This is a genomic window from Streptomyces sp. 3330 (genome assembly GCF_031456635.1).
Lineage (GTDB): Bacteria > Actinomycetota > Actinomycetes > Streptomycetales > Streptomycetaceae > Streptomyces.
The window spans coordinates 230,328-243,770 of sequence record NZ_JAVDVA010000012.1 but is presented as its reverse complement, the minus strand read 5'-3'; the positions used below and the strand labels follow the sequence as shown (position 1 = coordinate 243,770).

The following is a 13,443-nucleotide window of genomic DNA, read 5'->3' as shown; positions in this document are numbered from 1 at the left end:
GGTCAGCTGTCGAAGCCCAGCCCCAGCCGGTCCATCGTCCGCAGCCACAGGTTGCGCCGCCCGCCGTGCGCGTCGGCGCGGGCCAGCGACCACTTGGTGAGGGCGATGCCGGTCCAGGCGAAGGGCTCGGGCGGGAACGGCAGCGGCTTCTTGCGCACCATCTCCAAGGACGTCCGCTCGGTGCTCTCCCCCGACAGCAGGTCCAGCATCACCTCGGCCCCGAAGCGGGTGGCCCCGACACCCAGGCCCGTGTACCCGGCCGCGTAGGCCACCTTCCCCTGGTGCGCCGTGCCGAAGAACGCGGAGAAGCGCGAGCACGTGTCGATCGCCCCGCCCCACGCGTGGGTGAAGCGCACCCCCTCCAGCTGCGGGAAGCAGCCGAAGAAGTGCCCGGCGAGCTTGGCGTACGTCTCCGGCCGGTCGTCGTACTCGGCGCGTACCCGGCCCCCGTAGGGGTAGACCGCGTCGTAGCCGCCCCACAGGATCCGGTTGTCGGCCGACAGCCGGAAGTAGTGGAACTGGTTGGCCGAGTCCCCGAGGCCCTGCCGGTTCTTCCATCCGATGGAGTCGAGCTGTTCACCGGTCAGCGGCTCGGTCATCAGCGCGTAGTCGTAGACCGGCACGGTGTACGACCGCACCCGCTTGACCAGGTTGGGGAAGATGTTGGTGCCGAGCGCGACCTGCCGGGCCCGGACCTGTCCGTACGGGGTGCCCACCGCCATGCCGGCGCCGTAGGGCTTCAGCGACAGCGCGGGGGTGTGCTCGTAGACGCGGACGCCCAGCCGCATGCACGCCTGCTTCAGACCCCAGACGAGCTTGGCGGGGTGGAGCATCGCGACGCCGCGGCGGTCGTGCAGACCCGCCTGGAAGGTGGGCGAGGCGACCTGCTCGCGCACCGCGTCCGCGTCCAGGAACTCGATGCCGTCGGCGAGCCCCTTGCTTTCGAGCTCCTCGTACCAGTCGCGCAGTTCCCACGCCTGGTACGTCTCGGTGGCGACGTCGATCTCGCCGGTGCGCTCGAAGTCGCAGTCGATGCCGTGCCGGGCGATCGCCGCCTCGATCTCGTCGAGGTTGCGCATCCCCAGCTCCTCGAGCCGGTGGATCTCGTCGGGCCAGCGGGCGAGCCCGTTGGGCAGCCCGTGGGTGAGGGAGGCCGCACAGAAGCCCCCGTTGCGGCCCGAGGCGGCCCAGCCCACCTCGCGGCCCTCCAGCAGCACCACGTCCCGCTGCGGCTCGCGCTCCTTGGCGACGAGCGCGGTCCACAGTCCGCTGTAGCCGCCGCCGACGACCAGCAGGTCGCAGGTCTCGGGGCCGGTGAGCGCGGGCTCGGGGTGCGGCTTGCCGGGGTCTTCCAGCCAGTACGGGACCGGCTGTGCGTCGGAAAGAGAAGTGATCCACCGGTTCATGGCGCTCGGGGCCATGATTTCAACTCCCTACGGACTCTTGCGCTTACGCCTTTTGCTTGTTGCGGCGATTTCCGATGACCATCGAGGTCAGTACGAACAGTACGGCGATCAGGAACATGGCCGTACCGATGACATTGATCTGAACGGGCGTTCCGCGCTGCGCCGAACCCCAGACGAACATGGGGAAGGTGACGGTGGAGCCCGCGTTGAAATTGGTGATGATGAAATCGTCGAAGGAGAGCGCGAAGGCGAGCAGCGCGCCCGCGGCGATCCCGGGGGCGGCGATGGGCAGCGTGACGCGCAGGAACGTCTGCGCCGGCCCGGCGTAGAGGTCCTGGGCGGCCTGCTCCAGACGCGGGTCCATCGACATGACGCGCGCCTTCACCGCCGTCACGACGAAGCTGAGGCAGAACATGATGTGCGCGATGAGGATCGTCCAGAAACCCAGCTGGGCACCCAGGTTGAGGAACAGGGTGAGCAGCGAGGCGGCCATCACGACCTCGGGCATCGCCATGGGCAGGAAGATCAGCGAGTTCACGGCGCCCCGGGCGCGGAAGCGGTAGCGCACGAGCGCGAAGGCGATCATCGTGCCGAGGGCGGTCGCGCCGATGGTCGCCCAGACGGCGATCTGGAGGCTGAGCGACAGCGATCCGCACAGCCCGGCGACCCCGCAGGGGTCCTGCCAGGCGTCGGTGGAGAACTGCTGCCACTGGTAGTTGAAGCGGCCCTTCGGTTTGTTGAAGGAGAACACCGTGACGACGATGTTCGGCAGCAGGAGATAGGCGAGCGTGAGAAGTCCCGCAATGACCACGAAATGGCGCTTGAGCCAGTTGACGAAGGGCATTTAGACCAGATCCTCCGTCCCGGACCTGCGGATGTAGAGAGTCACCATGAAAAGGATCGCGGCCATCAGGATGAAGGAGAGGGCCGCCGCCGTCGGATAGTCCAGCACCCGCAGGAACTGCGTCTGGATCACGTTTCCGATCATGCGGGTGTCCGTCGAGCCGAGGAGTTCCGCGTTGACGTAGTCGCCGGCCGCCGGGATGAAGGTCAGCAGCGTCCCGGAGACCACGCCGGGCATCGACAGCGGGAAGGTCACCTTGCGGAAGGTGGTGGCCGGTCTGGCGTACAGGTCCCCGGCCGCCTCGTGCAGCCGGCCGTCGATGCGCTCGAGCGAGGTGTAGAGCGGCAGGATCATGAACGGCAGGAAGTTGTACGTCAGACCGCAGACCACCGCGAGCGGGGTGGCCAGCACCCGGTCGCCGGCGGTCCAGCCGAGCCAGCTGGTGACGTCGAGGACGTGCAGGGTGTTGAGAGCGCCGACGACCGGGCCGCCGTCCGCGAGGATCGTCTTCCAGGCGAGGGTGCGGATCAGGAAGCTGGTGAAGAACGGCGCGATCACCAGGATCATGATCAGGTTCCGCCAGCGACCCGCCCGGAAGGCGATCAGATAGGCCAGCGGGTAGCCGAGCACCAGACACAGGATCGTGGCGGCGGCCGCGTAGAGGACCGAGCGCAGGAACTGCGGCCAGTACTCGCTCAGCGCGTCCCAGTAGGTCGCGAGGTGCCAGGTGACCTTGTAGCCCTCCTCCAGCGAGCCCGTCTGCACGGACGTGGAGGCCTGGTAGATCATCGGCAGCGCGAAGAAGACGAGCAGCCAGAGCAGGCCGGGCAGGAGGAGCCAGTACGGCGTCCAGCGCCCGCGCTTGCGGGGCGGCTTCGTGTCCGGTGCCGTCGGGGAGAGAGGCGGAGGCGCCTCGGTGAGCGTCGCCATCAGACCGCTGCCTCTTCCTGGATGCCCGCGTCGATGTCCTGGGCGGCGTCCAGGCCGAAGGTGTGGGCGGGGCTCCAGTGCAGGACGACCTCGGCGCCGGGGGTGAGCCGGGCGTCGCGGTCGACGTTCTGGGCGTAGACCTCGAACTCGGGGCACACGGTGCTGTCGATGACGTACTGGGTGGAGACGCCGATGAACGACGAGTTGGCGATCCGTCCGGTGATGCGGTTGCGGCCCTCGGGAATCTCGCCGGCGTCGTCGGCGTGGGTGAGGGAGATCTTCTCCGGGCGGACGCCGACCAGCACCTTGCCGCCGGTCGTCGTGGGCGCGGAGCAGCGCGACTCGGGCAGGACGAGCTTGCCGCCGCCCGCCTTCAGCACGATGTCGTCGCCGTTCTTGGTGTCGACCTCGGCCTCGATGAGGTTCGACGTGCCGAGGAAGTTGGCGACGAAGGTGGTGTTCGGGTTCTCGTAGAGGTCGGCGGGGGAACCGAGCTGCTCGACCCGGCCCGCGTTCATCACGGCCACGGTGTCGGCCATGGTCATGGCCTCCTCCTGGTCGTGCGTGACGTGCACGAAGGTGATGCCGACCTCGGTCTGGATCCGCTTGAGCTCCAGCTGCATCTGGCGGCGCAGCTTGAGGTCGAGGGCGCCGAGGGGCTCGTCGAGGAGCAGCACCTTGGGGTGGTTGATCAGCGCGCGGGCCACGGCGACGCGCTGCTGCTGGCCGCCGGAGAGCTGGTGCGGTTTCTTGCGGGCCTGCTCGCCGAGCTGCACGAGCTCCAGCATGTCCTCGACCTGCTTCTTCACGCTCTTGATGCCGCGCCGGCGCAGGCCGAAGGCGACGTTCTCGAAGATGTCGAGGTGCGGGAAGAGGGCGTAGGACTGGAAGACGGTGTTCACCGGCCGCTTGTACGGCGGGAGCGCCGTCACGTCCTGGTCGCCGAGGTGGACGGTCCCGGAGGAAGGTTCCTCCAGACCGGCGATCATGCGCAGAGTGGTGGTCTTGCCGCAGCCGGAGGCGCCGAGCAGGGCGAAGAAGGAGCCCTGCGGGACGGTCAGGTCGAGCGGGTGGACGGCGGTGAAAGAGCCGTAGGTCTTGCTGATGCCGGTCAGGCGGACGTCGCCGCTGCCGCTGTCGGTCGTCTTCATCGTCGTCACGCCCCTGTGAGCTTCGCGAACTTCGCCTCGTAGGCGGTCTCTTCCTTCGAGCTCAGCGAGCGGAAGGAATGGGACTTCGCCTGCATGGCCTTGTCAGGGATGATCAGCGGGTTGTTCGCCGCATCCTCGTCGATCTTCGCCAGCGCGTCCTTCACGCCGTCCACCGGACAGACGTAGTTGATGTACGCGGCGAGTTCGGCGGCCGGCTCGGGCTCGTAGTAGTAGTCCATGAGCCGTTCGGCGTTCGTCTTGTGACGTGCCTTGTTGGGGATCAGCATGTTGTCGCTGGACGTCAGGTAGCCGCTGTCCGGGATGACGAAGTCGACGTCGGGGCTGTCCGCCTTCAACTGGACGACGTCACCGGCCCAGGCGATACAGGCCGCGAAGTCACCGCTGGTGATGTCGGACGTGTAGTCGTTGCCGGTGAAGCGGCGGATCTGGCCGCTGTCGACGCCCTTCTGGAGGCGGGCGATGGCTGCGTCGTAGTCGTCGTCGGTGAACTTCTCCGGGTCCTTGCCCATGTCGAGCAGCATCATGCCCACGCTGTCGCGCATCTCGGTGAGGAAGCCGACGCGGCCCTTGAGCTTGGGGTTGTCGAGCAGGTCGGAGACCGACTTCACCTCGACGCCGTCCAGCGCCTTCTTGTTGTACGCGATCACCGTGGAGATGCCCTGCCAGGGGTACGAGTACGCCCGGCCCGGGTCCCAGTCGGGGCTGCGGAACTGGGCCGACAGGTTGGCGTAGGCGTGCGGCAGGTGGGACGGGTCCAGCTTCTGGACCCACCCGAGGCGGATCAGTCGGGCAGCCAGCCAGTCGGTGAGGACGATGATGTCGCGGCCGGTGTCCTGGCCCGCGGCGAGCTGCGGCTTGATCTTGCCGAAGAACTCGTTGTTGTCGTTGATGTCCTCGGTGTACTTGACCTTGACGCCGGTGCGCTTCGTGAAGGCGTCCAGCGTCGGGTGGTGCTTGCCGCTCTCGTCGACGTCCATGTACTCGGTCCAGTTGGAGAAGCTGACGGTCTTCTCCTCGGCCGAGTGGTCGTCGGCGGACGTGCCGCCCTCGGTCTTGCCGGCCGCGGGGATCCCGCAGGCGCTGAGGGCGCCGAGGCCGCCCAGCGCCAGGGCGCCTCCTGTGGAGGCGCGCAGCAACGACCGTCGGGTCATCGCCGCCCTGCCGTTGCGGAGGCTGCGCCGCATGGCGGCGACTTGGGCCGGGCTCAGGCGGTCGGGCTCGTACTGCTCCATGCGCGTGGTGCCCTTTCGGGAGGGTCGGCCGTGGTCGGCGGCCGGTCGTCGTCGCTCTAACAGTCCCCGAAGATGGTGCGGTGCCAGGGCTTGCGGGCCACCGCAGTGTTATCGAACATAACGTGCTTTACCTGTGTGTACTCCTCGAACGAGTACACGGACATGTCCTTGCCGAAGCCGGAGGCCTTGTAGCCGCCGTGGGGCATCTCGCTGATGATCGGGATGTGGTCGTTGACCCACACGCACCCGGCCTTGATCTCGCGCGTCGCCCGGTTCGCCCGGAAGACGTCCCGGCTCCACGCGGACGCCGCCAGCCCGTACGGGGTGTCGTTGGCGAGCGCGATGCCCTCGTCGTCGCTGTCGAAGGGCAGCACCACCAGGACCGGACCGAAGATCTCGGACTGGACGACCTCGCTGTCCTGCGCGGCGTCCGCGATCAGGGTGGGGAGATAGTACGCGCCGCTCTTGAGGTCCCCCTGCGGAACCTCGCCGCCGGTCACCACGCGCGCGTACCCACGCGCCCGGTCGACGAAGGCGGCGACCCGGTCGCGCTGCGCGTGCGAGACCAGCGGGCCGAGGTCGGTGCCGGGGGCGAAGGGGTCACCGAGCCGGACGGTCTCCATGAGGGCGGCCGTCCGCTCGACGAACGCCTCGTAGAGGGGCCGCTGCACGTACGCGCGCGTGGCGGCCGTGCAGTCCTGCCCGGTGTTGATGAGGGCTCCCGCGACCGCGCCGTTGGCCGCGGCCTCCAGGTCGGCGTCGTCGAAGACGACGAAGGGCGCCTTGCCGCCCAGCTCCAGGTGCAGCCGTTTGACGGTCGCGGTGGCGACCTCGGCGACGCGCTTGCCGACGGCGGTGGAGCCGGTGAACGAGGTCATGGCGACGTCGGGGTGGCCGACGAGGCGCTCACCCGCTTCCCGCCCGGTCCCGGTGACGATGTTGATCACGCCGTCGGGGAGACCGGCCTCCGTCGCCGCCTGGGCGAAGAGGAGCGAGGTGAGCGGGGTGAGCTCGGCGGGCTTGAGCACGATGGTGTTGCCCGCCGCGATCGCCGGGAGGATCTTCCAGGCAGCCATCTGGAGGGGGTAGTTCCAGGGCGCGATGGAGCCGACGACCCCGATGGGTTCCCGGCGGACGTAGGAGGTGTGGTCGCCCGAGTACTCCCCGGCGGACTGCCCCGCGAGGTGCCGGGCCGCACCGGCGAAGAACGCGGTGTTGTCGATCGTGCCCGGCACGTCGAACTCGCGGGTCAGCTTCAGCGGCTTGCCGCACTGGAGGGATTCCGCGCGGGCGAACTCCTCGGCGCGGTCGGCGAGGACGCCGGCGAACCGGTGCAGCGCGTCGGAGCGCTCGCCCGGCGTGGCGCCGGCCCAGCCCGGGAAGGCGGCGCGGGCGGCGGCGACCGCCGCGTCGACGTCGTCGGCGCCGGCCAGCTGGTAGGTGAAGACCTCCTCGCCGGTGGCGGGGTCGACCACGGAATGGGTCCGCCCCGATGTGCCGTGCCTGAGACGGCCTCCGATGTACTGAGCGCCGTCCGCGAAATGCTCCCGTGCGGGGAACCGGTCCTGCATGTCGCTCTCCTCCGCCTTCGCCCCGCTGTGCGCGGCGGCGGCTGGCGTAGCTCCAGCTTGATTTGATTGCCGATCCTGACAGAGCAAGGGCACTCCAACAAGTGATTCCGTTGTTGCCTTTTGGTTACGCGACGGAATCTGTCGACGGTGGGTCGACCAGGTGTCGAGTCGGAGCGGAAAAGGCGGGACGCAGTGTCAGTGGCGCGTGCCAGACTCGCGTGCATGGAGAAGATCGACAGCCGGGAGGCCCTGGTCAGACAGGTCGGGGCCGGGGCGAGGATCAAGTACCTGCATTTCTGGGGGCACCGGCCGAGGCCCGACGGCCGGCTGGGCTCGAGCTGCCTGAGCCAGTGGTGGCCGTCACCCTTCGTGGTCGACGGAGTCGGCTACGCGACGGCCGAGCACTGGATGATGGCCGGGAAGGCCCGCCTCTTCGAGGACGCCGAAGCGGAGAAGCGGGCGCTGGCCGCGACGTCCCCCGCCCAGGCCAAGAAGGAGGGGCGGCTGGTGCGCGGCTTCGACGAGGCGGTCTGGCAGCGGGAGCGGTTCCGCATCGTGGTCGAGGGCAGCGTCCACAAGTTCGCCTCGGAGCCCGGACTGCGGTCGTTCCTGCTGAGCACGGGCGACCGGGTGCTGGTGGAGGCCAGCCCCGTGGACCGCGTGTGGGGCATCGGCCTCGCGGCGGACGACGAGGCGGCGATGGACCCCCAGCGCTGGCGGGGCCCGAACCTGCTGGGATTCGCGCTGATGAAAGCCCGGGAGAGACTCAGGGCGCAGGCCTGAAGCGCCGGGGGACGACCGCCTGAGGCGACGGGTGCGAGCGCGCGACCGCGGGGGCGGGCGGGGCTTGGGGCGGGTGGCTCCGCTCGGCGGCAGGGGGCGGGTGGCTGCTCGGGGCGCTCGCGGGGGCGGGTCGCCGCTCGGGGAGCGGGCCTGAGGGGAGACCGAGCGCGGCGGTGCGAGCGCAAGTGGGGCGGAGGCCAGGCCCGCGGACGCCGGCGGAGGCCTGGCCTGCGGATGCCGACGGAGCCCCGAACCGTGAGCGCGAGCGGCGGCCGGGGGCACCGGCGGCCACCCTGGGCGCCGACGCGGGCGAAGGCCCGGGCCGCACGTACGGGCGGCGGCCGCGCTCGCCGGGGTCTCAGCCCTGCGCGATCACCAGTACGCCCAGTCCGATCGCGAGCGCGATGCCCACGCTCCCGCAGATGATCCCGGCCAGCGCCTGACCGGGGTTCGAGGCCTCGCCCCGCCTGGCCTTGCCGCGCCCGACCGCGCCGAAGGTGATGCCCAGGATGCCGAGCACGACGGCCAGCGGCCACATGCAGAAGCCGACGGCCGAGATGATGCCGAGCACCATCCCGGCGACGCCCATCCCGTTGCGGTCCGCCATCCCGCCGGGCCAGCCGTAGGGGCCCGGCACGCCGCCCCCGTAAGGGATGTGGGACGGATAGCCGTAGCCGCCCGGATATCCGTACGGGATCTGGCCGGGCCCGTGGGGCGCGAGGGGCGGCGGCGGGACCGGCCCGCCCGGGCCGGGCGGAGCGTAGGGGTCGACGGGCGGGCCGCCGAACGACGCCGTGCCGGGGTGGGGCGGCGGGTAGGAGCCGAGGCTGCCGTTCACGGGCGGGCTCCCGAAGGGGGTGGCCCAGGGCTGCGGGGTGACGCCCGCGGGCGGCGGGGACACGCTGGGCAGCGCGGTGACCGTCCGCTGGTCGTGCACGGTCGGTGGCACCTGGTCCGCGGGGCCGGCGGCCGGGCCGGGGGCGGGCGCGAGCGGCTCGGGCGCGGCGACGGTGTGGCCGGCCCCGCTCCGCGCGCTGTCGCCCGGGGCGGCCCAGGGGTCCGGCGCGGCCGGGGGCCCGGCGGGACCGGCACCGTGTTCCGGAGTGCCCGCACCCGTGCCCCTGCCCGTAACCGTAGCCGTACCCGCGCCGGCGTCCGTCGCGTCCGGGCCCGTCCTCTTGTCCAAGGGGACCTTGGGAGTCGCGTCCCGGGGACCGTCCGTCTCGTCGGCGGCGGGCGCGGGCCACGGGTCCCGGGCGGCGTCACCGGCCGGAGTCGGCGCGTCGTCGGACATGCGTGGATCCCCTCTGTCGCCCTCCGCCCCGCGTTCCGCCGGGCGTTCGGTCGTGCGCGAACCGTCCTGCGCGGCCCCGCGTTCCCGCTTGCGTTCCGTCGTCCGTACGCCGTTCCGCCCTGCGTACGGACCGTCATGCTACGGCCCACGGCCGGTGCGGTGGGCGGCGGCCGGTGCGGTGGGCGGCGGCCGGTGCGGGCCGATGCCGCGAGCGGGGCCGACGGCCGTCTCCCGACCGCTCCGCCTACGATGATCCCGACTCATCGATCAGCCGATCACCCGCGTCCCGTCCGGCCCGCTCGGCCCGGGGCGCCGTCCCGGGGAGGACCCCATGACCGACCGCTTCGACGCATCCGCCGCAGCCCCCGGCTCCCCCGGCCAAGGCTCCCCCGCCTCCGGCGCGCCCGCCGGTCCCACCGCGGCCGCGGCGGCCGGCGCCCGTGACGTGCACGCCTTCATCGCCGGGCTGCCCAAGGCCGAACTGCACGTCCACCACGTCGGCTCCGCCTCCCCCCGCATCGTCGCCGAGCTGGCCGCCCGGCACCCCGACTCCAAGGTGCCGACCGATCCCGAGGCCTTGGTCGACTACTTCACGTTCACCGACTTCGCCCACTTCATCGACGTGTACCTGTCCGTCGTGGACCTGATCCGCACCCCGGAGGACGTCCGGCTGCTGACGTACGAGGTCGCCCGGGACCTGGCCCGCCAGCAGGTGCGGTACGCCGAGCTGACCATCACCCCGTTCTCCTCGACCCGGCGCGGCATCGACGAACTCGCCTTCATGGACGCCATCGAGGACGCCCGCAAGGCGGCCGAGGCGGAGTTCGGGACCGTGCTGCGCTGGTGCTTCGACATCCCCGGTGAGGCCGGACTGGAGGCCGCCGAGGAGACGACGCGGCTCGCCACCGACGACCGGATCCGCCCGGAGGGGCTGGTCTCCTTCGGGCTCGGCGGGCCCGAGATCGGCGTCCCGCGCCCGCAGTTCAAGCCCTACTTCGACCGGGCGATCGCCGCCGGGCTGCGCTCGGTGCCGCACGCCGGCGAGACCACCGGCCCGCAGACGGTGTGGGACGCGCTGACCCACCTGCGGGCCGAGCGCATCGGCCACGGCACCAGCTCCGCGCAGGACGAGAAGCTGCTCGCGCACCTCGCCGAGCACCGGATCGCCCTCGAGGTGTGCCCGACCTCGAACATCGCCACGCGGGCCGTCCGCACGCTCGACGAGCACCCGATCAGGGAGTTCGTCCGGGCCGGAGTCCTGGTCACGATCAACTCGGACGACCCGCCCATGTTCGGCACCGACCTGGACAACGAGTACGCGGTCGCCGCCCGCCTCCTCGACCTCGACGAGCGGGGCCTCGCCGCCCTCGCGGGCAACGCGGTCGACGCGTCCTTCCTGGACGAGTCCGGCAAGGCGCGGATCAAGGCCGAGATCGAGACCTACACGACGGGCTGGCTCGCCCCCTGAGGACCGGCGGCCGCCACAATGGGCCCATGCGCAACGTGACTGCCGTGGCCCATCGCGGCGACCCCTACCGCTTCCGTGAGAACACCGTCGACTCGCTGCGTTCCGCGCTCGACCAGGGCGCGGACGCCGTCGAACTCGACGTACGGCTCACCCGGGACGGCGTGCCCGTCCTGCTGCACGACGAGACGTTGAAGCGGCTGTGGGGACGGGACCGCCCGCTGCGGTCGCTGTCCGCCGCCGAGGTGCGCGGGCTGACGGACGGCGCGCTGCCGACCCTCGCGGAGGCGCTCGCGGCGGCCGACGGCAGCCGGCTCATGCTCGACCTGCCGGGGACCCGCGACGCGCGCACGGCCCGGCGGATCGTGGACGCCGTCCGCGAGGCCGGGGCGGCGGACCGGGTCTACTACTGCGCCGACGCCACCGCGATGCTCGCCGTGCGCGCCGCCGATCCGTCCGCCGAGATCGCCCTGACCTGCACCAGCCTGGCTCCCCCGCGGCCCGCGCTGCTCGACGCGGTGAAGCCGCGCTGGCTCAACTACCGCTTCTCGCTGGTGGACCGGGACCTGGCCGCCCGCGTCCACCACGACGGCTGTCTGCTCTCCGTCTGGACCCCCGACACCCGCCGTTCCATGCGCCGGCTCATCGACCTGGGCGTCGACTCCCTCACCACCAACCGGATCGAGGTGCTGACGGCTCTGCGCAACCAGGGCTGACGGGACCTCCGCCCGGCCCGGCACCGCTGCACGCGCGCGGACCGAGCGACCGTCGCCGGGTCGGCGGGCGTCTCGCGGGTGACGTACTGCGGGACCGGGGTGTCGTCCTCACCGGTGTCACGGACTCACCGGTGTCACGGACCGGGCCGCAGCGCCCGGCGCTCTGGCCGGGGCAGCTCCTGACGTCCTCCTCCACCGCCTCCCAGGTCGTCGGGCAGACGCCGAGGCCGTGGCCGGCGCCCCGTCCGTTCACGGCGGGGGCGACGCTTCCGGCGAGGTGGAAGTACGCGTTCTGCCACGTCTGCCGAGCGCCCGCCGGTCGCCGGCCTGCGCGTCGGCGACGGCGGCACGCCCGTGCCGGCCGGCGTCGGCGTACGTCCTCGTGCCCGCACCCTCTCAGCCGGGCCCCCGCTGTCGGCGAGGTCGGAGATCACACCCGGGAGACGGCCGGGACGGCCTGCGGACACCACGTTTCGCTCCCCGGACCACCGTCCGGACGCCCACCCGGACCACCGGCCGCCCCGGCCCGGCCCGGCACCCGGATCGCCACCCGGCCCGACGCCCCGCCCGGCCTGCGATCCACTCCCGCTCCGCCACCGGCCGCCACCGGGCCCGCGCCAGGCCGGTCCCCCACCGGCTCGCCGGTCCGCCACCCGTAGGGGACACCCCCGGCAACTGCCGCCGCTTTCAAGCGAGTTGCTCAGGGTTTCGCCAGGGTCGAGCACCCTCCTCGGTGACGATCCGCGACGGCGACACCCCAGCGGAAGATCGTGCCGAGCCCTCCGAACCCCTTCCTCCGCACCCCTTCCTCTCCGCCGCGCCCCCCTCCGCCCCCCTCCTCTCCTCCGCACCCCTTCCCTTGGAGCCCCCGTATGCAAGCTCGCCGTCGCACCACCGTCGTCGCCGCCTCCCTGGTGGCCGTTCTCGCCGCGGGTCCGCTGGCCGCCCCCGCGTTCGCGACGCCCGCGCCGGCCCCGACCTCGTCCCGCCCCGCGAGCACCGTCGACGCCAAGGCGCTGGCCGCCGCCCTCACCGGACTCCCGGACCCGGACGCGACCGCGGCCCTCGTCCGGGTCGGGGGCACCGACGGCGCCTGGCGCGGCAGCGCGGGCGTGCACGACCTGCCGAGCGCCGCACCGGCCGACCCGGACGCCCGCTTCCGGGCCGGTTCGACGACGAAGGTCGTGACGGCCGCGGCCGTGCTGCGCCTGGCGGCCGAGCACAGGATCGACCTCGGCACACCGGTCCAGCGCTATCTGCCCGGCCTGCTCGGCGGGAAGTTCCGGCCGATCACCGTACGGCAGTTGCTCAACCACACCAGCGGCATCCCGGCGGGCGACGGCCTGGGCGAATCCTTCGAGGAGGTGTACGCGCACCGCTTCGACACCCTGACCCCGCAGCAGGTGGTCGCGTCCGCGGCGGCGAAGGGGCCGGAGTTCCGCCCGGGGACGAAGCAGCACTACCTGAACATCAACTACACGGTCCTGGGCCTGCTGATCGAGAAGGTGACCGGCCGCTCGTACGCGTCCGAGGCGACCCGCCTGGTCCTGACGCCCGCGGGCATGAGGGACACGTACTTCCCGGGCGCCGACCCGCGCATCGCCGGCCCGCACAACCACGGCTACCAGGCCGTGCAGCAGGCGGACGGGACGACGGAGTTCGTGGACGTCACCGAGTGGAACCAGGCGGACCGGTTCGCGGCAGGCGACATGATCTCCACGACCGCCGACCTGGAACGCCTCCTCACCTCGCTCTTCCGGGGCCGCATCGTCCCGGGGCCCCGACTGCGGGAGATGTTCACGGTCCCGGCGCACATCGACGGCGCCACCTACAGCGCGGGCCTGCAGCGCTTCGCGTACGAGGGGAAGGTCTACTGGCTCAAGTCGGGCGCCCGGTACGGCTACAGCGCGCTGATCGCCGGCACCCGCGACCTGAGCCGCACCCTCGTCTACTCGGTCAACTCCACGGACGCGAAGGGCGAGGACATGAACCCGGTGGCCCAGCGCATCGCGGTGGCCGCACTCAGGTGA

The 13,443-nt window shown here is 71.8% G+C and carries 11 protein-coding genes; 4 read left to right on the top strand and 7 right to left on the bottom strand.

Features of this window, described 5'->3' with window-relative positions; translation table 11 throughout:
- Positions 1-2: 2 nt before the first annotated feature.
- From J2X68_RS21810 to J2X68_RS21785, 6 genes are read right to left on the bottom strand one after another with little or no spacing between them, the layout of a single operon-like run.
- Positions 3-1,421, bottom strand: a complete 1,419-nt coding sequence (locus tag J2X68_RS21810) for an FAD-dependent oxidoreductase (protein ID WP_310434201.1) — start codon at positions 1,419-1,421, stop codon at positions 3-5.
- A 28-nt stretch (positions 1,422-1,449) separates the two neighbouring features.
- Positions 1,450-2,250: an ABC transporter permease gene (locus tag J2X68_RS21805; protein WP_310434200.1), complete on the bottom strand. Its 801-nt coding sequence runs from the start codon at positions 2,248-2,250 to the stop codon at positions 1,450-1,452.
- Positions 2,251-3,180 (bottom strand): ABC transporter permease, encoded by a 930-nt coding sequence (locus J2X68_RS21800; protein ID WP_310434199.1) that lies wholly within the window; start codon positions 3,178-3,180, stop codon positions 2,251-2,253.
- On the bottom strand, positions 3,180-4,331 hold the full coding sequence (locus J2X68_RS21795; RefSeq protein ID WP_310434198.1) for an ABC transporter ATP-binding protein: 1,152 nt from the start codon (positions 4,329-4,331) through the stop codon (positions 3,180-3,182). Before J2X68_RS21795 ends, J2X68_RS21800 begins: the two co-directional genes overlap by 1 nt.
- A gap of 5 nt (positions 4,332-4,336) precedes the next feature.
- Positions 4,337-5,584 (bottom strand): spermidine/putrescine ABC transporter substrate-binding protein, encoded by a 1,248-nt coding sequence (locus tag J2X68_RS21790; protein ID WP_310434197.1) that lies wholly within the window; start codon positions 5,582-5,584, stop codon positions 4,337-4,339.
- 56 nt (positions 5,585-5,640) lie between these two features.
- Positions 5,641-7,155: a gamma-aminobutyraldehyde dehydrogenase gene (locus tag J2X68_RS21785; RefSeq protein ID WP_310434196.1), complete on the bottom strand. Its 1,515-nt coding sequence runs from the start codon at positions 7,153-7,155 to the stop codon at positions 5,641-5,643.
- A 222-nt stretch (positions 7,156-7,377) separates the two neighbouring features.
- Here J2X68_RS21785 and J2X68_RS21780 point away from each other — a divergent pair, with 222 nt between their 5' ends.
- A complete protein-coding gene (locus tag J2X68_RS21780; protein ID WP_310434195.1) occupies positions 7,378-7,938 on the top strand; it encodes an NADAR family protein in 561 nt (186 codons plus the stop codon).
- Between the two features lie 358 nt (positions 7,939-8,296).
- Here the strand turns inward: J2X68_RS21780 and J2X68_RS21775 are convergent, their stop codons facing one another.
- Positions 8,297-9,232 (bottom strand): DUF4190 domain-containing protein, encoded by a 936-nt coding sequence (locus J2X68_RS21775; RefSeq protein ID WP_310434194.1) that lies wholly within the window; start codon positions 9,230-9,232, stop codon positions 8,297-8,299.
- Between the two features lie 331 nt (positions 9,233-9,563).
- Between J2X68_RS21775 and J2X68_RS21770 the strand changes: the two genes are divergently transcribed.
- The 3 genes from J2X68_RS21770 (at position 9,564) to J2X68_RS21760 (ending at position 13,443) form a co-directional block, all read left to right on the top strand.
- Positions 9,564-10,700 carry an adenosine deaminase gene (locus J2X68_RS21770; protein ID WP_399040497.1) on the top strand — a complete coding sequence of 379 codons (1,137 nt, stop codon included), beginning with the start codon at positions 9,564-9,566 and terminating at the stop codon, positions 10,698-10,700.
- Positions 10,701-10,726: 26 nt separating this feature from the next.
- A complete protein-coding gene (locus J2X68_RS21765; protein ID WP_310434193.1) occupies positions 10,727-11,413 on the top strand; it encodes a glycerophosphodiester phosphodiesterase in 687 nt (228 codons plus the stop codon).
- An 872-nt stretch (positions 11,414-12,285) separates the two neighbouring features.
- Positions 12,286-13,443 carry a serine hydrolase domain-containing protein gene (locus tag J2X68_RS21760; protein WP_310434192.1) on the top strand — a complete coding sequence of 386 codons (1,158 nt, stop codon included), beginning with the start codon at positions 12,286-12,288 and terminating at the stop codon, positions 13,441-13,443.